Source organism: Polyangium sp. 15x6 (assembly GCF_029960785.1).
Classification (GTDB): domain Bacteria; phylum Myxococcota_A; class Polyangia; order Polyangiales; family Polyangiaceae; genus Polyangium.
The window spans coordinates 1-20,211 of the sequence record NZ_JASBQE010000100.1 but is presented as its reverse complement, the minus strand read 5'-3'; the positions used below and the strand labels follow the sequence as shown (position 1 = coordinate 20,211).

Here is a 20,211-nt window from a genome sequence, read left to right as displayed (position 1 = left end):
CGCGCAGGCGAGAGTGGAGCGGCGGCAGAAGTGGAAGGTGACGCGTGGTCGCGCGGCCCTACGATCGTAGTATGGGCCAGAAGGTTTTTTGGTCCGCATGGGGACCCTTTCCGTCGATTGCGAGAGCGGCGTGGTCGCGGGCGGGCTGCGCCGCTGGCTCATGAGCGTCCAGCCGGCGCGGACGATTCTCGCCTGCGTCGTGCTCTTTTTGGCCTACCTCGGTCTCTCGGAAGCGAGCTACCTTTTCGTCTTCCCGCCCGCCAAGAACGCCGTGTTCTGGTTGCCCAGCGGCCTGACCATGGCGTGGTTTCTCCGCACGACGCCGGCCCACTGGTCCGCGTGGCTCCTCGTCAATTTTCTGGCAGAGGTGCTGGTCGTCTTGCTGCACGGGCAACCGCTCGCCCTGGCCATGGCCTGGGGCGCCTCGGCGGGTCTCCTGCCATTCACGGGCGCCTCGCTCTTGCGCCGGCAGGCACACCCGGTTTTCGTGCTCCGGCGCCCATGGGATCTCGTGCGTCTGGTTTTCCTTGGTGCCGTGGTCGGGGCGATCCCCGGCACCCTCGTCGCGGCGGCTGCGAGCGTCGCTTGGCTGGACGAACGCTCGTTTTGGCACGTGGCGGTCGGGTGGTGGAGCAGCGATGCCCTTGGGGTCATCCTGCTGTGTCCGCTCTTTTTGACCTGGACCGAGCCGGAGCCTGTGCCGTCGCGCTCCGGCCGCGCAGCCGAAGCCGCGAGCCTGCTCGTGATACTGACGGTCGGGGCGTTCTGGGTATTCGGAAGCGTGCGCCCGCGCGAGATCGAATCGGCGCTTCCCGCCCTTCTGTTTCCCCTGACGGCATGGGCGGCCATTCGTTTCGGACCTCGGGGCGCGACGGCCGCCACGGTCATCGTCGATTTCATGGCGACCTTGCACACGAGTCATGGCCGCGGCCCCTTCGCCATGGGGAGCACGTCCGTGGCTGCGCGCGTCCTGACCGTGCAGACGTATATCGCGGTCCTCAATCTGCTCGTCCTGCTCCTCGCGATGGTCGTCGTCGAAGAACAGAAGGCGCGAGCCGCCGCCGAGCGGGCGGAGCAGCGCATGAAGTTTCTCGCCACGGCCTCCGAGATCCTCTCGGAGTCGCTGGACTTTTCGACGAGGTTCGCTGCGCTGGCGCGGCTCTGCGTGCAGTCGATGGCCGATTGGTGCGTGATCGACGTCGGCGAGGGTGACGTGATCCGGCGTCTCGGCGGCGCGCATCGTGATCCCTCCAATGAGGCGCTTCTCCGTCGACTCGAGGAGCACTACGCGGCCGACGCGGGCTCGCCCCAGCCGGCGGGTCGTGTCCTCCGCACGGGCAAACCCGTGCTTTTGCCTCTCGTCACGGACGAGGTGCTCGGGGCGCACTCCATCGATGACGAGCATGCACGCCTGATTCGAGCGCTCGGCACGCGTTCGGCGATGGCCGTGCCGCTTTCGGTTCGCGGACAGACGATCGGCGTGCTCTCCCTCGGCTGCGCGACGCCCGATCGGCAATACAGTACCGCCGACCTCGAGCTCGCGACCGAGCTCGCCCGCCGCGCGGCCATCTCCATCGACAACGCGCGCCTCTATCGTGACGCGCAGGCTGCCGTTCGTCTGCGCGACGAAATATTGTCGATTGCGTCGCACGAGTTGAATACGCCGATGACGAGCCTCCAGCTCGACGTGCAGACGCTGAAGAGAGCCACGATGCAATCAGGCGATTCATTCCCGCCGTCCCTGACGCGGGTCGAGCGACAAGTAAAAAAGCTCGCGCGCCTGATCCAGGAGCTCCTCGACGTCACGAGGATCACGACCGGGCGCATGCATTTGCAGATCGAGGACGTCGATCTCCCAGCCGTCGTCCGTGACGTCACCGAGCGCTTCACGGAGGACTTGTCCCGGGCCGCCTGTCCCATGACGTTGCACGCCGAGCCATCCATGGTCGGGCGCTGGGATCACATCCGCCTGGAGCAGGTCGTCACCAATCTGATCTCGAATGCGATCAAGTTCGGCTCCGGTCGTCCGATCGAGATCTGGGTCGGCGAGGCGGATGGAATGGCGCGGCTCACGGTGCGCGATCATGGCATCGGGATCCCTCCCGATCGCCTGCCGTACATCTTCGAACGGTTCGAGCGGGCGGTCTCGTCGCGCGCCTATGCCGGCCTCGGTCTCGGGCTCTATATCGTGCGATCCATCGTCGAGGCCCTCGGCGGCTCGATTCGTGTCGAGAGCACGGTGGGCAGCGGAACGATGTTCACGGTGGAGCTGCCTCGCGCGGGGCCACCGCGGTCGGCTGGAAAGGAAGGGGAAAGCTGACGGTTTCTACCGAACGTTCGCTCGACTGCCCGTGCGCGCTCCCCCCATGCAGAGCAAGAGGCCGTCGCGCAGGCTGGCGAGCGTCACGAGCTTCGACAGATCGATGCCAATCGACACCATCGTCTGGGCGACGGCGGGGCGGATGCCGGTGATCACGCAGCGCGCGCCGAGCAGCTCGGCGGCGCGGACGAGCCGCAGGATGTGATCGGCGGTGGACGTGTCGATCACGTCCACGCCCGTCAGATCGATGATTGCGTTGCGCGCGTTTTTCCGCACGATTGCCTCGAGCAGCCGCTCCATGGTCTCGGCGGCGCGCTGGCTATCGACGACGCCCATCAGCGGCAGGGTGATCACGCCGTCCCAGACCTCGATGATCGGGGTGGACAGGGCGCGAATGGCCTCCTCCTGACGCGCGATGAGGTCGAGCTTGTCCCGCAGCTCTTTTTCGGTTTCGGCGCGCTCCTCGACCTCCTTGCGCACCCGCTCGAGGGCCACCGCCAGATCGGCCTTGGTCGCCTCGTCGGTGCCGAGCAGGCGCTCGATGCGGTCCTCCAGGCTCGCTTCCGAGGGGCGGATGACGAATTCGTCGTAATCCTCCCCCTTCGCCGCGAATGCGACCTGCTCGGCCCAGCATTGCGAGACCCCGAACAATCGCTGGAAGATCCCCGCGAACTTGCCGCCGAGGTAACTCGAACCCCAGCTCACCCCGAGCGCTTTCTGGCAGTCGGCCTCCCAGTGATTTCGGGCACGGACGCGCGCCTCCTTGGCATTCCGATCGAGCGAGACGAGCTCCCAGACGCCCCAGCCGGCGGACGCGGCCACCTTGGTGAGCTGGGCGAAGCCCTGTTCGAAGGTGGGAGACTGGCAGATGTACCCCCAATCCTCCTCGACGCCGTCGCGCCCACCGCCGTGGAGCGAGAGCCGTATCCGCTCGGTGCCCACCATGCGCTGCAGCCCCGAGAGCAGACCGGCCAGGGTACTCTCGACCCAGATGAAAATGCCGGGATTCCCGGCCATGCGTAACGTCTTCCGCTCGGTATCGTATTCGAATTCCACACCGCCCAGGGTCGCGCGCTCGATCATCGGCTCGTTCTCCGGCGCGCATCCTACATCGTCTGAAACGGAAGTGTGGAGAAACGTAAGCGAAGACTCGCTGCCTTGCCGGCCGCCCGGCAAGGCAAGGCTTTGAGCCTCCGATTTCGCGAGGGGTGTGGATCGGGAGTGTCCTCCGTCGCGATACGTAATGGATCGATTGCGGCGACGCGCGCCAAAATGAGCAATCTTGCATACGGTTACCGCGCGCGTCAACGTTTACGTTCGCGCTGCCGCCACCGCCCTCTTGAAACCCTGCCTGCGCCAGGTGAACATCCCCATCGAGGAAGGGGAACCCGCGCGTGCCCAATGACGATTTCGCCTTCGCATGCGAAGCCATCCCCGGCGAGGGGCCTTTCGGGGCGTGGGGGGCGCTCCGGGTCGTGCGTTTCCGAGGCCGGGAAGCGCTCTCCGAGCCGTACCGCTACGAAATCACCCTGCTCGCGAAGGCCGGCGCGTCCGACGTCGATCCTCGGGATCTCGTGGGCAAACGCGCGACCTTGCGTATCGCCACGCTGTCGAACCCGCCGTTCAAGGTCGTTCACGGCATCGTCCGCGAGGCCTCGGAGCTCGCCGATGTCCCCGAGGGCACGCTCCTCCGCGTGATCCTCGACCCGCCCTGGGCGCGGGCGCAGCACCGCACGCGGTGCCGCATCTTCCTCGACAAAAGCCTCCGCCGGATCCTCGAGGCCGTCCTCGCAGGGGATCCGCTCATGGAGCACCGGGACGCCGCCGAAGTCGAAGACGACGACAGCGCGCCGAGCTTTTCCCCCGCCCGCGAGCTCTTCACCTTCCGCGTGACGGATACTTCGCGGCTCGACGATCCTCGCGCGCGAGCGTTCGTCGTGCAGTACGAGGAGAGCGATTTTGCGTTCGTCTCGCGCCTGCTCGAGGAAGAGGGCATCAGTTACCACTTCGAGAACGGCCGCGAGACCTGCCTGCTCGTCCTGACCGATCACGACGCCGGCCGGCCGCGCCTCGAGCCCGCGCAGCTCGGCGCTGCGATCCCGGGCCGGAGCGTGAGCAACGTAGCGCTCGGCGCGCGGATGCGTCCAACGCGTGTCGTGCTCGATGATCACGACTGGAGGAAGCCGACCCTCGACATCATGGCCAAGGCCGGCAGCGGCGATCTCGCCGAGTACCATTATCCCGGCGCGTACGCGGATGCTCCCGGCAAGGGCGAGCCGCTCGCGTCCGCGCGGCTCGATCGGTATCACGTGGAGGCGCGGTACGCGGCCGGCGCGGGCTCGGTTCGGGTGCTCTCGGCCGGATCGATCTTCGAGCTCGAGGCCGAGGAGCCGGGCCACGAGGGCGAGTACGTCGTCACGCGGCTCGATGCGCGCGGAGCGCAAGCGGGCGTCCTGTCGCAGCCGGCGGCCGAGGACGCGGTGCCGTGGGAGGCGCGCTTCGAGCTCGCGCGGCGCGGCACGGGGAGCGCCGTCGAGCCGTCGCGGTTCCGTCCGGCGCTTCGCACGCCGAAGCCGCGCATTCGCGGCGTGCAGACGGCCTTGGTGACGGCCGATCCCGGCGCCTCCGGGGCCGAGGTGAACGTCGGCGGGCCGGACGGGCTCAGCGTGGGTTGCGTGCGGCTCAGGTTTCCCTGGGACACGGAGAAGGCGCGCCTCGCGAAGGAGCCCTCGAGCTTGTGGGTGCGCGTCAGCCAGATCTTCGCCGGCGCCGGCGAGGGTGCCGTGTTCCATCCGCGCGTCGGCGACGAGGTGATCGTCGATTTCGACGAGGGCGACCCCGACAGACCCGTCGTCGTCGGCCGCGTCTACAACGGCGCGAACCTGCCTGCGCGCGGCGCGGGGCACGAGAGCTCGATGAAGTCGCTCTCGACGCCCGGCGGCGGCACGTACAACGAGATCATGTTCGGCGACGCGGCCGGCGGCGAGGTGCTGCACTACTTCGCCGGCAAGGATCAGACGACGGACGTCGCGAACTTCCGGCGCGAGAGCGTGGGGTCGAACGCGAAGATGACCGTCGGCGGCGACAACACGGAGACCATCGCCGCGAATCGCACGGAGAACGTCGGCGCGAACGACACGCTCACGATCGGCGGAAACCAGACGATCACGATCGGCGGCAACGCGGTGACCATCATCGGCGGCAACCTCGCGCATTCGGTCGGCGCGAGCGAGCTGAACATGGTCGGCGGCTCCCAGACGATCGGCGTCGGCGGGAGCGTCACCGAGAGCGTCGGCGCGGACGTGAGCGAGTCGTACGGGGCTTCGCGCGAGACGATCGTGGGCGGCGCGGTGACCGAGAGCTTCGGCGCGATGATGAAGGTCTCGGTGGGCGGGAACGTGACCGAGAGCGCGGCCTCGCACGCGCTCGACGTGAGCGCCGCGCGACTGATGATGATCGGCGGCAACTACAGCACCGTGGTGACGGGCAGTGTCACGACGAAGGTGGGCGCGGTCGAGATCGAGGCGAGCGGTGGACCGCAGACGCTCGAGGTCGGCGGCTCGATCACGCGGTCGGGTCCGCTGCACCTCACGTTCTCGGCGTTCGAGGACGACATCAAGAGCGCGAAGCTCGACGCGCAGGGATCCTCCTCGTCGTACAACGTGATCACGCTGGAGGCGATCGGCATGACCCGTGACGTCACGGGGCTCGCCAAGTCGAAGAGCGGCGCGAGCCCGAGCGCGTACGGCTTCGAGAAGAGGATGTGCGGCGGGATCCTCAAGATCGCCGCCGTCGGGCTCTTCGCGTCGGGCGTGGACAACCAGGGCGGCGGGCCGAACGTCGAGGCCTGAGACCAAGAGGACGTATGCCGAGCTTCGACTACACGTTCGCTTGTGAAGAGGCCATCGGGGCCGACCCCTGGGCCTCCCTGCGGGTCGCGCGGTTTCGCGGGACCGAGGCGCTCTCGTCGCTCTACCGCTACGAGATCCTCCTGCTCGATCCAGCCGGGACCATCGCGGTTCCGGCGCTCGTGGGCAAACGAGCGACGCTGCGGATCGCGACGCTCTCGGCGCCTGTCTTCAAGACCGTGCACGGCATCGTCGTGGAGGCCGAGGAGATCTCGCGGCTGCCCGAGGGACGCACGCTGCGTGTCGTCCTCGCGCCGCCGTTCGCGCGCGCGCTGCATCGACGGCGGTGCAGGATCTTCCTCGACAGGACGCTGCGCGAGATCGTCTCGGCCGTGCTCCTCGGCGATCCGCTCGTCCGCGAGGCGGGCGCCGAGGCGCCCGCGCCCGATCTCGGCGACGCCGGCTTCGCGCCCGCGAAGGAAGCATTCGCGTGGCGCGTCGAGGACACCTCGCGGCTCGACAACCGGCGCGTTCGGCCGTTCGTCGTGCAGTACAACGAGAGCGATTTTGCGTTCGTCTCGCGCCTGCTCGAGGAGGAAGGGATCACCTACCACGTCGAGAACGGCGCGGAGACGAGCCTGCTCGTGTTCTCGGACGGCGACGCGGGCCGCCCGCGCCTTTTGCCGGACCTCGTCGGCATCGGCATCGACGGGCGCGAGATCCGCGGGGTCTTCACGGGCGGCAGGATGCGGCCCGAGGCGGTCTCGCTCGGCGAGTACAACTGGAAGCAGCCGGGCCTCGAGATGGCCGCGTGGGCCGGCGGCAAGGACGCGGACCTCTTCGAGGTGGTGTATCCGGGCGGTTATCCCGACGAATCGAGCCAGGGAAAGCCGCTCGCGAAGGCGCGGCTCGAACGGCACAGGACCGAGGCACGGTTCGCGCGGGGCGAGGGGCACCTGCGGGTCCTCGGCGCCGGGACGATCTTCAAGCTCGAACACAAGAAGCCGCGCCTCGAAGGCGAGTACCTCGTGACCTCGCTCGAGGTCGTGGCCGAGCAAGCGGGCGTGCTGCCGAGCGGCGCGGACGGCGGCGCGAGCGAGCCTTTCCTTGCGCGGTTCGAATGCGCGCGGCGCGGGCAGGGGACCTCGATCGAGGAGAGTGGGTTCCGCCCGCCGCGCGTCACGCCGAGGCCACGGATCGTTGGTACACAAACGGCCATCGTGACCGCGGATCCGTCGTCGTCGGGCGCGGAGATCCACATCGGCGGCCCGGCGGGCGCGCAGATCGGCTGCGTGCGCCTCCGGTTCCACTGGGACACGGACGAGGCGCGGCTCGCGAAGGAGCCGTCGAGCGCCTGGGTGCGCGTGAGCGAGCCCTTCGCGGGCAGCGGCATGGGCGGCGTATGGCACCCGCGCGTGGGCACGGAGGTCATCGTCGATTTCGAGGAGGGAGATCCCGATCGCCCCCTCGTCGTCGGCCGCGTCTACAACGGCAAGAACCGGCCGTACCACGGCGGCGCGCCCACGGTGAGCACGCTGAAGTCGAACGCGAGCCCCGGCGGCGCCGTGCACAACGAGATCACGTTCGACGACACCTCGGGCGCCGAGCGCATCTACACGAACGCCGGCAAGGACATGGAGACCGACGTCGGCAACGAGCGCACGGAGACCGTGGGCGCGAACAGCGCGATGAAGGTCGGCGCGAACGACACCGAGACCATCGGCGCGAACTGCTCCGTGACGATCGGCGGCGACGAGACGGTCACGGTGGCCGGCAACGACACGGCCCTCATCGGGGGGAACGTGTCGACGACGATCGGCGCGAACGCGATGACGGTGATCGGCGGAAACGAGGGGCACTTCGTCGGCGCGGATCAGACGATCACGATCGCCGCCGCGCACAGCGAGCTCGTCGGCGGCGGCGTGACCGAAGAGATCGGCGGCACGCTGACGACGAGCGTCGCCGCGTCGGAGACGGAGAGCGTGGGCGGGAACCGGACCACGACGATCACGGGCGCGCACACGCAGTCGTTCGGAGCGGCGCACCTCAAGATGGTCGGGGGCAACCGTGATCTCTCGTGCGCGAGCCTCGACACGACGGTCTCCGCCGCTTCGATCCGCATCGTGGCAGGTTCGGTGACGACGAAGGTCGCCGCCGACCACACGCTCACGACGGGCGGCGGCGCGATCTACCTCGCGCCTCGGTACAAGGCGCTCGACGCGAACCGGAGCGACGTCGACGTCGCCAAGTACACGATCACGGGCCTCGACGTGACCATCGGCGGGATCGCGCTCGGCGCCACGGGGTACTCGTCGTCGACGATGGGCGTGAGCGCCGCGGCCGCCGGGCTCAACGTGGAGTTCGTCGGCGCGGACGTGGACTTCTTCGGCCTGCTCACGCGCGTCGACGGAGGGCACATGCAGAACAACGGGGTCAAGACGAGGGTCGGGCTCATCATCAAGCTTTGAGGGCGCTCGCGCTGGCACGAGGACACCGATGAACACCGACGATTTCGTGTTTGCGTGGGAGGACGAGGCCGAGGCCCCGGAGCCCTTGCGTGTCGCGCGCTTCGAGGGCGAGGAGGGGATGAGCCGCCTCTTCCGCTACGAGGTCCATCTCCTCGCGAAGGAGGTCGATCTCGATCCCGAAGCCATGATCGGCAAGCGCGCGAGCCTCTGGATCGCGACGGCCTCGACGCCCGCGTGGAAGGTCGTGCACGGCGTCGTCACCGAGGCCGAGGACCTCACCACCGTCCCCGAGGGCTCGGTCTACCGCGTGGTCCTCGAGCCGCCGCTCGCGCGCGCGCGATACCGCACGCGGAGCCGCATCTTCCTCGACAAGACGCTCCGGCAGATCCTCGAGAGCGTGCTCCGCACCGACGCGGGGATGACGCTCGCCTCGGGCGCCTCGCTCGATCCGCCGGTTGGCCCGCCTGCGTTCACGGCCGCGGCCGAGCGCTTCACGTTCCGGATCAAGGGCAGCCGGCTCGACGATCCGAAGGCGCGGCCGTACGTGGTCCAGTACAACGAGAGCGATCTCGATTTCGTGGCGCGGCTGCTCGAAGAAGAGGGGATCAGCTACCACTTCGAGCACACCGACGACGCGAGCCTGCTCGTGCTCTCGGACAAGGATTTCGGCCGATCGCGCATCCCGGGCGACGACGTGTTCGGTCCGGGCAAACCCGGCCGCGCGATCGGCACGTTCCGCCTCGGCGCGCGGTTGCGTGAGACCAAGGTTCACCTCGGGGCGTATAGCTGGGAGAAGCCCGCGCTCGACGTGGACGCGCTCTCGGGCGTTTCGCAGGATTTGTCCGTGTACGCCTTCCACGGCGGCTCGTTCGAGAGCGCCGAGCTCGGAGCGTCCCTCGCGGAGGCGAGGCTCGACGAACTGCACACCGAGGCTTCCTTCGCCGTCGGCGAGGGGGTGACGCGCGTGCTCTCGGCCGGATCGATCTTCACGCTGGAGCACCCCAAGGCCCGGTACGAGGGCGAGTACCTCGTCACGCGCCTGCGTGCCGTCGGCCATCAGCAAGGCGTGCTCTCGGTCGATGCGGGCGGCGCCCCGGCGGAGCCGTTCCGCGTCGAGATCGAGTGCGCTTGCCGCGGCCGCGGGAGTGACGTCTCCGAGAGCCGCTACCGCCCCGCGCGAAGGACACGCAAGCCTCGGATCCTCGGATCGCAAACCGCCTTCGTGACGGCGGAGCCGAGCGCGCGCGGGGCCGAGGTGAACCTCGGGGGCCCGCGATCGATCGGGTGCGTGCGGCTCCGATTTCATTGGGACACGGAGGAAAAACGGCTCGCCAAGGAGCCTTCGAGCAAGTGGGTCCGCGTGAGCGAGCCGTTCGCGCGCGGCGGCCAGGGCGGCCTCTGGCACCCGCGGGTCGGGAGCGAGGTCATCGTCGAGTTCGAGGACGGCGATCCCGATCGCCCCTTCGTCACGGGCCGCGTCTACAACGGCAAGAACCGCCCCGCGCAGACGAACCCGACGCACAGCACGATGTGGTCGCTCTCGACGCCCGGCGGAGGCGTGCGCAACGAGATCTCGTTCGAGGACACGGCCGGCAGCGAGCGCATCTACACGAACGCCGGCAAGGACATGGTCACGAACGTCGGGAGCGAGCGCGTGGAGAACGTCGGCGCCGACGCGCTCATGACCGTGGGGGCCAACAACACCGAGGAGATCGGGGGCAACCAGACCATCCAGATCGGCGCGAACGACACGCTCAACGTCGGCGCAAACCAGACCGAGACCATCGGGGCGAACCAGATCCGCATGATCGGCGGCAGTCGGCTCGTGATCATCGGCGGCAACGAGGCGCGGCAGACGGGCGCGAGCCACGCGAACATCGTCGGCGGCTCGCTGAAAGAGAGCGTCTCCGGCGACGTGGGCGAGACGTACGGCGCGACGCGGACGACGAGCATCGCGGCCGACTGGACCGAGACGTACGGCGCGACGCGTGATCAGACCGTCGGGGCGATCGTTCTTCAGGACTACGGCGGCAACCAGACGACGGACATCGCCGGCGCGCGGACCATCCACGCGGGGGCCGTGCTCGGTGAGCTCGTCGGCGGGAACTACGACACGGAGATCGGCGGCTCGGAGACCGTGGACGTCGGCGCGGCGACCATCCACGTCGCGGCGGGCCCGATCACCCACCAGGCGTCGAGCCTCGACATCAACATGCTGATCAAGCTGCACCTCGTCGGGGTGAAGCTCAACATGTTCGTGTTCAAAGCAGCGGCGACGGGCAAGTCCTCGAGTTACGGCGCGCTCACGGCCTCCGCGAAGGGCACGGCCATCTCGTTCACGGGCCTGAACCTCCGCACGACGGGCCTCAAGTCCACGGCCGCGGGCGCGAAGCTCGACGAGGACGGGGTGAAGCTCGTGGCGATCGGCGTCCTCATCCACCCCTCGGGCGTGCATACGTTCACGTGACGGCATCTTGAAGACGATCAAGCCCATGAAGCTCGGCGTCCTGACGCGGACGTTCGAGCTCGATCGCAAGCACTACTTCGTCCCGACGATCTTCGTGTTCTGCGAACTCGGCCCCGCGCGAAACCTCCTCTCCGAGGTCGAGCTCTGGCGCCTCGCGGCCGCGGAGCTCGGCAAGGAGGCGGTGATCGACGAGTGCATGCCCAAGCAGCGCGGCGAGGTGCTCGTCCACGGCCGCTGCTACACGCAGGGCCGCGTCCCGCGGCCCGCCGCCTCGGTGCGGGTGAAGGTCGGCCCGATCGACAAGACGCTCTACGTCATCGGCGATCGGGTTTTCCGGCGCGATGGCACGCCGAGTGATCCCGAGCTCTTCACCGAGATGCCCATCCGCTACGACCGGTCCTTCGGCGGCGAAGGGTTTCCCCAGAACCCGATCGGCGTGGGGTTTGCGCCGACGAAGGAAGACGGGCGCGCGGTGCACCGGCTGCCGAACATCGAGCTGCCGGACAAGCTCATCAAGGGCACCTCCGATAGGCCGCCGCCGGCGGGCTTCGGGCCTTACGATCTGCTCTGGGCCCAGCGGTGGCCGAAGATCGGCACCTACGACACGAAGTGGATGCGGGAGGAGCTGCCGGGCCTGGCGAAGGACATGGACCTCTCCATGTGGAACGCCGCGCCGAACGATCAGAAGCTCGCGGCCGGCTATTTCGAGGGCGTCGAGGAGATCCTCGTCGAGAACATGCACCCCGACAAACCTCGGATCGAGGGGCGATTGCCGGGCGTCATCGGTCGATGTTTTGTGACCCAACGGATGGCCGAGGGCGACGTGTTCCGCGAGATCCCGCTGCATCTCGACACGGTGCAGCTCTTCCCGCACCACGAGCGCGTGGCGCTCTCCTTCCGCGGGCTCTGGGCCATCGCCGAGGACGACGCCGACGACATCCTGCACCTGCTCGTCGCCGCCGACGATCGCGCGGCGCCCCGGCCGATCGAGCACTACCGCGCCGTGCTCGCGCGCAGGCTCGATCCGAAACGCGAGGCCTCCGAGGTGTTCCGCGACGGCGATCTCCTGCCGCCCGACGCGGGCGGCAAGGCCTCGGGGGGCGGGGAGATCGACGCGATGTTCGATCTCACGCGCTCGGAGAACCTGCTCCAGAAAAACCTCGCGGAGCGTGCGCGGCGCGAGGCCGAGAAGACACGCGCGGCCATCGTGGAGGCCGGCGGAGATCCGGATCTCGTGCCGGTCGTGGAGGGGCCGAAGCCCGTGGACGGGCCCTCGTTCGGGGACCTTCCGGACTTCGTGGAGCGCTCGGAGCGGGATCTCGCGGAGGCGCAACGCAAGATGGACGCGGCGCACGAGAAGGCGCTCGGCGACGCGCGCAAGCGCTACGCCGCGGCGGGCCTCGACTACGACGCCGAGGTCCAGCGGATGAAGAAGGAGGCCGCCGGGCCGCCGAAGTTCTCCGCGGACAAGGAGCTCGAGCGCCTGCGCGACATCCAGACGCTCTGCCACAACGCGAACGTCGCGACGCCCGATCTCGACGCGGCGCTCGCGGATCCAGCCACGGAGCAGAAGCTCCGGAAGACCGAGGAAGAGGCGCGGAACGCGTATCGCGACGGAGCCCACCTCGCCGAGTACCGCCCCGCTCGCCTCGAAGAGCCCGCGCGCAGCGAGCTGCGCAGGCGCGTCGCGGCCGCGCACGCGGAGGGCCGGAGCCTCGCGCGGATCGACCTCTCGGGGGCCGATCTCTCCGAGATGGATCTCCGCGGCGTGGACCTCACGGAGGCGTTCCTGGAGAACGCCGATCTTTCGGGGTCCAACCTTTCGGGCGCGAAGCTCGCGCGCGTGGTGCTCGCAGGGGCCGCGTTCGTGGGCGCCGATCTCACGGGCGCCGATCTCACGGAGGCGAACCTCGGCGCCTCGAACGGCAAGAACGCGAAGCTCGACGGGGTCACGCTGCGCGGCGCGATCCTCGGCAAGGCCGATCTGACGGGCGCGTCGTTCCGCGACGTCGTGTTCGAGCTCGCCGACCTCTCCGACGTTCTGCTCGATGGAGCGGCCCTCGCGGGGGCGCGCTTCGATAAGTGCATCATGAAGGGCAACCTTCTCCGCGGCTGTGATCTGCGGGCGTCGACGTTCGTGCACGCGATGCTCGTCGAGGTCGACCTCAGGAACGCGAACTTCGCGAACGCGACGCTCGAGCACGCCTCGCTCGTGCGGTGCACGCTCGACGGCGCGTCGTTCTTGCAGGCGAACCTCTGCGGGATGCGGCTCGCCGAGCCCTGCACCTTCGTCGGCGCCGACTTCACGGGCGCGACGATCGCCGCGGCGACGCTGCGCGAGGCCGACTTCAGCCACGCGGATTTCAGCGGCGCGACGCTCTCGTCCTCCGACCTCTCGAAGTGCGTCTTGCGGGAAGCAAAGCTCTACCGCGCCGTCGCCAAGAACGCGCTGTTCATGCGCGCCGATCTGACGGGCGCGAGCCTCGTCGCGGCGAACCTCGAGGGCGCGATCTTCCTCAAGGCCAAGCTCGGTCGCGCCGATTTCAAGGGCGCGAACCTCTTCCGCGCCGACCTCCTGCGCGCCGTCGGCGACGACAAGACGAGCTTTTACGATGCCCTCGTCACGCAGGTCCGCGTCTCGCCGAAGGGCAGCGCAGGCGCGCTCGCCACCGTGGATCCGAGCGCGCCGCGCGCCGTGATCAAGCCGGGCAGCAAGGAGAGCCGTGGATAAGAGCGAGCTCGTGCAGATGGTCAAGGGCGGGGAGATCCTCTCCGGCGTCGACCTCTCGGGTCTGGATCTCGCGGGCGCCGATCTCTCCGGCGGCATCTTCGAGAACGTCTCGTTTCGCGGGGCGAACCTCGGCGGATGCCTGTTCAAGGAGAGCGTGCTCAGCGAGTGCGACTTCGAGGGCGCCCGCATGGACAAGGCGAACCTGCGCCACGCCGTGTTCAATCGTTCGAGCCTGCGCGGCGCCGATCTGCGCGGCGGGAACATGCCCGTCGTGAAGTTTTACCAGTGCGATCTCACGGAGGCGCGGTTCGCCGGGTCCGACCTCGTGATCTCGGGGTTCGCAGAGAGCGACCTCACGCGCGCCGATCTCTCGGGCTGCAACCTCGATCGCGCCGGGTTCGTCGAGTCGAACGTGACGGGCATGATCCTCGCCCGGGCGTGCCTCAAGCAGACGACGCTCTACAAGGCCGATCTCGAGAAGACCGATTTCGCCGAGGCGCGCTTCGACAACACGCTCTTCCTCGGCGCCAAGCTCCGCGGCGTGAGCTTCGCGGCGATGGATCTGACGCTCTCGCAGTTCATCGACGGAGACCTCGAGGGCGCCTCCTTCGAGCGGGCGATCGTGCGTCAGTGCAACTTCATGCGCGCGAACCTCGCTGGCGCGCGTTTCGACGGCGCGGAGGCGCAGCAGGCCATCTTCGTCGAGGCGAAGATGGCGCGCGCGACCTTCACGAAGGCGTGCCTCACGCGGGCGCTCTTCGCCGACGCCAAGATGCCGCTCGCCGATCTCTCGGGCGCGCGCGTGGACGAGGCCATCTTCCACCGCGCCGCGTGCGAGGGAGCGCGGCTCTCCGGCTGCGATCTGACCTACGCCGACTTCACGCACGCGGACGTCTCGGCGGCCGACTTCACGGGCGCGAAGGTCTTTCGGACGCGTTTCCACCGCGTCAAAGACAAGGATACGATCTGGTGCAGCCGCGCCGCCGCCCTCGGAGACGAGGCCGAGGTCGTCACGTCCGAGGACTGGAACCCGCCGTATTGACCCTTCGATCAGGAGAGACGCCATGCACAGCGCCGCACGGAAGTTGAATCGCGAGCTCACGACGATCGACGAGGGGACGGTCGTCGACGTGAAAGACGGGGTCGTCACGATCCGCGTGGGTGATTTCGATTGCGCGGCCCGGCGCGCGAAGAGCTGCCTCGTCGCGCCCGCTCCGGGCGATGCGGTGCTCTGCTCCTTCGGCCCCGGGGGGCGATGCTTCGTGCTCGCGGTGCTCGAAGGCGCCGAGAGCGAGGCGAAGCCAAAGACGTTGATCGAGGTCGAAGGGGATCTCGACCTCGTCACAGGCTCCGGCAAGCTCGGCCTGCGCGCAGCCAAGGGCGTGAGCGTCGCGTCGGGCGACGAGATCAGCCTCGTCGGCCGGGCGCTTTCGGTGAGCGCGCTCGAGGGCAAGCTCTTCGTGCAGAAGCTCGCCTACCTCGGTGATCGCCTCAAGGCCGAGATCGAGGCCATCAAGACCGTGGGCACCACGCGGGAGTCGATCTTCGAGCGCGTGTCCGAGCGCGTAAAACGCTCGTTCCGCACCGTCGAGGACATCGACCAGCTCAAGGCGAACAAGGTCGACTACGCGGCCGAGACGACGCTCGCCATGCGCGCCGAGCATGCGGTCGTGCACGCCGAGGAGCTCATCAAGGTCGACGGCAAGCAGATCCAGCTCGGATAGGAGGCACGGACCATGTTCGCGAACTCGCAGATGGGTGGGCTGAACCTGGGCTTCCCGGACGTGTGCCTGACCCCCGTGCCGCCCGCGCCCGCGCCGATCCCGATCCCGTATCCGAACCTCTCCATCGGCCCGCTCGGGATCCCGTTCGTCCCCGTCGTGCTTTATGGCGGCACGCCCGCGCACAACCTGGCGACGATGATCCCGATCAGCCTGGGAGACAATCCGGGCATCGCGACGGGCGTGGCGTCCGGGACCGTGATGGGCCCGACGCGCAGCCTCACGGCCGCGTTCTCCGTGCTCGTGGGCGGCCTGCCGGGCACGCGCCTGACGAGCGTGAACATCCACAACAGCACGAACGCGCCGGGGATGCGCATCGTCCCGAGCCAGGTGCGCGTCCTGCTCCTGGCACCCTGAGGCGCGCGGCGCTTTCGTCATGGCCTCGATCGAAGTCGTCTCGGCGTGTCCCCTTCGTGTCGGCTCCCTCCTCTGGCAGCCGCGGGAGGGCGCGTATGCGCTCACGGTCGTCTGCAAGGCGACCTTCGCCCTCGGCCCCGAACTGTCGGTCCTCGCCGAGGAGCAGGACGATCCGAACGAGCACGACGAGTACTGGGACGACGACGAGCGACGCAGCCTGAGCGCGGCGAGTGATCTCGCCCCGTTCAAGCGTGGCGTGGACATCCTCCTCGTCGGCCACGCCTACGCGCATCACGCCGCGCAGAGCGGGCCTTTTTTCGCGCGGCTCGTGATCTCCGACGTGCTCGACAAGACGATCGAGGTGCACGGCGAGCGCGCGTGGACCATGGACGGGCGCCTGCTCGAGGAGCCCCCGGCGGGCCGGATCGCGCTTCGCTGGGAGCGGGCCGCGGGCGGGCCGGGGACGACGAACCCGGTCGGCGTGCAGGCGAACGCGCCGCCCGACCCGCGGCACCTCCGGCGCGTGCCGAACCTCGTGCCGCCGGGATTCCGCCTGTCGAGGCCTTCGGACGTGATCCCGCCGGTCGGCTTCGGGCCGATCGCGCCGACGTGGCCCGAGCGCAGCGACAAACTGCCCCGGCACGCGGGAGGCTGGGATCCGCACCGCCTGGGGGAGGGACCCTTGCCCGCCGGGATCGACGCGTCGTTTTTCAACGCGGCGCCGCTCGATCAGCGGGTCGCGGAGCTCCGGGGGGACGAGCGGATCTCGCTGACGAACCTCCACCCGCACACGCCGCAGCTCTCGACGCGCCTGCTCCTGATCAAGCCACGCGCGCTCGTGCAGAAGAGCGGAGCGCCCGCCGATCTGCGTTTCCGGTGCGATACGCTGTTCATCGACACGAACCGGGGCATCTGTTCGCTCACCTGGCGGGGCACGGTGCCGCTTTCGGCGCCGAACGAGGACGGGTGCGTCGTGGTGACGACCGAGGAGAGCGATCGGCAGCTCTCGGGCCCCGGCGCGCCCGGGACCGTGCAGCTCGATTGGCGCTCGAGCCAGCAGGCTGCGGTGTCCCCCGCATTGCCGTTCGCGCCGGGGGACTCCGCGGACGCCCTCTCGGTCGAGGACACCACGAGCCTGTCGGGCGAGCCTCTGCGGGTCGATCCGGGGGCGGCGCTGCCCTTCGTGAAGGCCCCGCTCGCCGTCGTGGGGGCGGCCTTGCCCGCGCCGCCGCCTGCGCCGCCGCCCTCGCGGCCCCCGTCCTCCGTGCCGCCGCCGGCTCCGGCGCTGCACTTCGATCCGCCGCCCGCCTCGCGCCCCCCGCCGCCGGACATGGTCCCGCCGGGCCTGCCGGCGGCTCCGCCGATGATCGGGCCCCTCGCGACGGTCCGCGCCGCCGCGCCGCCCGAACTCGCCGCGCCGCTCGAAATCGCCGCCCCGCCCGCGCCTCCGCCTCCAGCGCCCGTCGAGATCGCGCCGGAGCCGCTGCCCGAGCTCGATCCGGCGACCTTCACGATCGATCGTTTCGCCACGCTCTCGGCCGAAATCGCGGAGCGACGCGAGAGCCGCGCCGACCTTTTGCGGCGCAATGAACTGTCGGAGCGGACGTTCGCGGCGCTCGAGCTCCGTTTTTCGCGCGCGCTCGCGGACGAATCGTCCCGCGGGGAGCATGAAGAGCGAACCAAATACGACCGCGCGTACGTCGCGGCGGTGGAAGGGTTTCGGGGGCCCATCACGGCCGAGGAGTATGCGCGGATCATGGCCTCGCTCGTGCGGGGGCAGGCGAACGCCGTGCTCGACGAGCTCCGGATTCAGCGGCCGGCGCTGATGCCCATTCTGCGTTCCTGGGCGAAAAACGCCGCCGGAGACACAGGCGCGGCCGGCGGGGCCGTCAAAGCGCTCGACGTATTCCGCACGAACAAGCGCGCCTGACCTCGTTCACCGCCGGACGACGATCACGGTCTTCCCCTGCGCATGCCCTTCGGCCACGTGACGCATCGCCTCCGCGGCGTCACGGAGCGAGTATTCCTGCTCGATCACCGGCAAAAGCGCGTTGGCCTCCACCAGATCGTTCAATGCAATCAGATCCTCGCGCCGCGGCTGGGTGAGGAACGGCTTCATTTTCTGGCTCGCGAACGCGCCTGCGAGCAGCACCTTCATGATCCAGACGATCGGCCCGATCCACTGTCCGCCCGGCGAACCGGCGGACGACACGTACGTGCCCGTCGGCTTCAGCACCTGCTTGCACGCGGAAGGCGAGCGGTTTCCCACGAGGTCGAGCATCACGTCGAAGCGCCCGGTTTGCCTCGTAAAATCCTCTTTCGTGTAATCGACGACCTCGTCGGCGCCGATCGACCGCACCTTGTCGACGTGCCGCGTGCTGCACACGGCCGTCACCTCGGCTCCCATCGACTTGGCGATCGGAACCGCGAACGATCCGACGCCCCCCGACGCACCATTGATGAGGACCCGCTGTCCCGCCCGTAGCCGCCCCGCGTCGCGCAGTGCCTGCAATGCCGTCATGCCCGAGTCGGGCATCGCGGCCGCCTGCTCGAACGTGAGCCTCGTCGACTTCGGCGCGAGCTCGCTTTCGCGCGCGCGGACGTATTCGGCGAATCCGCCGCAGGTCACCTGGCCGTAGACCTCGTCGCCCGGCTTCATCGCGGTGACGTTGCGTCCGACGGCCTCGACCGTGCCGGCCACGTTTTGCCCTGCAATGCGATGCTTGGGCCGCCGCAGGCCGAAGCCCAGCCGCACGAGGTAGGGTTTGCCCGTGAGCAGGTGCACGTCGCCCTTGCACACCGATGCGGCATGCACGCGGACGAGAACATCGTCGTCGCCGATGGTCGGCGTCTCGACCTCCTCGAGCCGCATGACGTCGGGCGAGCCGTATTCGGGTTGAACGAGCGCGTGCATGGTCCGTCTCCTGGTCGCGATGGCGTGTCGAACTTACGGTGTAAGTCCAGCTTGTGCTTACACCGTAAGTCTGTCAAGGTGGGAGCGCGAAAAGAGATGGCCAAAGCCAAAAATCCCGAAAGGCGCGCGCCCCGGCGCGACCCCCTCACGCGGGAGCGCATCCTCCGCGCCGCGATCCGCCTCGCCGACGAGGAGGGCCTCGCGTCGCTTTCCATGCGCAGGCTCGCGCAGGAGCTCGGGGTCGAGGCGATGTCGCTCTACAACCACGTCGCGAGCAAGGACGACCTGCTCGACGGCATCGTGGACCTCGTCGTGGCGGAGATCGAAGTGCCCGCCGTCGGCGGTGCCGACTGGAAGACGGCCATGCGCAAGCGCGCGACGTCGGCCCACGAGGTCTTCTTGCGCCACTCGTGGGCTCCGATGCTGGTCGGATCACGCGTCAACGTGGGGCCGGCGATGCTCCGCTACATCAATGCGACGCTCGGCTGCCTGCGGGAGGCGGGTTTTTCCTACGAGATGGCCGATCGCGCGTGGAACGCGATCGACAGCCACATCTACGGGTTCACGATGCAGGAGCTCAACTTCCCGCTCGATCCCTCGGAGTACGCGAGCGCGGCGAAGATGTTCCTCCCGCGGCTCCCCGCCGACGAATACCCCTACATGCGCGCGCTGACGGAGCTCGTCATCGACGGCGCCCACCGCGGCGTGCACGACTTCCTGTTCGGGCTGGAGCTGCTCCTCGACGGACTGGAGCGGCTCCGGCAACGATGCAGCTCGTCGTGACACGCCCGGCGGCGGTCCGCGCTCACCCGTTCGCCTTCAAGCCGACGATCGAGGCGAGCAGGAGCGCGAGAAACACGACCCGCGCCGGCGCCGCCGACTCCCCGAACAGCACGATGCCAGCGATGGCCGTGCCCAGCGCGCCGACGCCCACCCACACCGCGTACGCTGTCCCGATCGGCAGAGACTTCGTCGCGAACGCGAGCAAATACATGCTCGCCACGATCGCCGCGATCGTCAGGGCGCTCGGGAGCGGGCGCGTGAACCCGTTCGTGTACTTCAATCCGATGGCCCAGCAGACCTCGAGCAGCCCTGCGACGATGAGTGATACCCATGCCATGACACGCACTCCTTTCCTTCGGGGTGCGTCGTCTTGGCCTGACCGGGTACGGCGCGTCTCGTCCGGGCCGGCTGTCAGCCGGCGGAAGGGAACCTAGAGCATCGACCGGTTCGATGCTCGGAAGATCGCGAAGCGATCTTCCCTCGGGGGGTGAATCGGCCGGGCTTTGCCCGGACGAGAGGGGGACGCGAGGCGTCCCCCGCGG

The 20,211-nt window shown here is 68.9% G+C and carries 13 protein-coding genes and 1 riboswitch; of the genes, 10 read left to right on the top strand and 3 right to left on the bottom strand.

What is annotated here, in order from left to right:
• Positions 1-97 precede the first annotated feature (97 nt).
• On the top strand, positions 98-2,320 hold the full coding sequence (locus QHF83_RS42985) for an MASE1 domain-containing protein (RefSeq protein ID WP_282423903.1): 2,223 nt from the start codon (positions 98-100) through the stop codon (positions 2,318-2,320).
• A 6-nt stretch (positions 2,321-2,326) separates the two neighbouring features.
• Here QHF83_RS42985 and QHF83_RS42980 read toward each other — a convergent pair whose 3' ends face one another.
• On the bottom strand, positions 2,327-3,403 hold the full coding sequence (locus QHF83_RS42980) for an STAS domain-containing protein (protein ID WP_282423902.1): 1,077 nt from the start codon (positions 3,401-3,403) through the stop codon (positions 2,327-2,329).
• 311 nt (positions 3,404-3,714) lie between these two features.
• On the opposite strand from QHF83_RS42980, the gene tssI (QHF83_RS42975) reads away from it, so the two are divergent.
• Genes tssI (QHF83_RS42975) through QHF83_RS42940 form a run of 8 tightly spaced genes read left to right on the top strand, consistent with a single transcriptional unit; the run spans position 3,715 to position 17,902 of the window.
• Positions 3,715-6,171, top strand: a complete 2,457-nt coding sequence (gene tssI, locus QHF83_RS42975) for a type VI secretion system tip protein TssI/VgrG (RefSeq protein WP_282423901.1) — start codon at positions 3,715-3,717, stop codon at positions 6,169-6,171.
• A 14-nt stretch (positions 6,172-6,185) separates the two neighbouring features.
• Positions 6,186-8,636: a type VI secretion system tip protein TssI/VgrG gene (tssI, locus tag QHF83_RS42970; RefSeq protein ID WP_282423900.1), complete on the top strand. Its 2,451-nt coding sequence runs from the start codon at positions 6,186-6,188 to the stop codon at positions 8,634-8,636.
• Positions 8,637-8,664: 28 nt separating this feature from the next.
• Entirely contained in the window at positions 8,665-11,103 is a 2,439-nt protein-coding gene (tssI, locus tag QHF83_RS42965) for a type VI secretion system tip protein TssI/VgrG (RefSeq protein WP_282423899.1), read from the top strand.
• A gap of 25 nt (positions 11,104-11,128) precedes the next feature.
• Entirely contained in the window at positions 11,129-13,834 is a 2,706-nt protein-coding gene (locus tag QHF83_RS42960; protein WP_282423898.1) for a DUF2169 domain-containing protein, read from the top strand.
• Entirely contained in the window at positions 13,827-14,876 is a 1,050-nt protein-coding gene (locus QHF83_RS42955) for a pentapeptide repeat-containing protein (protein WP_282423897.1), read from the top strand. Before QHF83_RS42960 ends, QHF83_RS42955 begins: the two co-directional genes overlap by 8 nt.
• Before the next feature lie 22 nt (positions 14,877-14,898).
• Positions 14,899-15,558 (top strand): DUF3540 domain-containing protein, encoded by a 660-nt coding sequence (locus QHF83_RS42950; RefSeq protein ID WP_282423896.1) that lies wholly within the window; start codon positions 14,899-14,901, stop codon positions 15,556-15,558.
• Between the two features lie 12 nt (positions 15,559-15,570).
• Positions 15,571-15,972: a DUF4150 domain-containing protein gene (locus tag QHF83_RS42945; protein ID WP_272424309.1), complete on the top strand. Its 402-nt coding sequence runs from the start codon at positions 15,571-15,573 to the stop codon at positions 15,970-15,972.
• Between the two features lie 19 nt (positions 15,973-15,991).
• A complete protein-coding gene (locus tag QHF83_RS42940; protein ID WP_282423895.1) occupies positions 15,992-17,902 on the top strand; it encodes a DUF2169 domain-containing protein in 1,911 nt (636 codons plus the stop codon).
• Between the two features lie 6 nt (positions 17,903-17,908).
• On the opposite strand, the gene QHF83_RS42935 is transcribed toward QHF83_RS42940, so the two are convergent.
• A complete protein-coding gene (locus tag QHF83_RS42935) occupies positions 17,909-18,886 on the bottom strand; it encodes an NAD(P)-dependent alcohol dehydrogenase (protein ID WP_282423894.1) in 978 nt (325 codons plus the stop codon).
• A gap of 96 nt (positions 18,887-18,982) precedes the next feature.
• On the opposite strand from QHF83_RS42935, the gene QHF83_RS42930 reads away from it, so the two are divergent.
• The gene (locus tag QHF83_RS42930; protein ID WP_282423893.1) at positions 18,983-19,669 is read left to right on the top strand and encodes a TetR/AcrR family transcriptional regulator C-terminal domain-containing protein; all 687 of its coding nucleotides are present in this window, start codon (positions 18,983-18,985) and stop codon (positions 19,667-19,669) included.
• 22 nt (positions 19,670-19,691) lie between these two features.
• Here the strand turns inward: QHF83_RS42930 and sugE are convergent, their stop codons facing one another.
• Entirely contained in the window at positions 19,692-20,006 is a 315-nt protein-coding gene (sugE, locus tag QHF83_RS42925; RefSeq protein WP_282423892.1) for a quaternary ammonium compound efflux SMR transporter SugE, read from the bottom strand.
• A 22-nt stretch (positions 20,007-20,028) separates the two neighbouring features.
• Positions 20,029-20,093: riboswitch (guanidine-III (ykkC-III) riboswitch) on the bottom strand.
• Between the last annotated feature and the right edge of the window lie 118 nt (positions 20,094-20,211).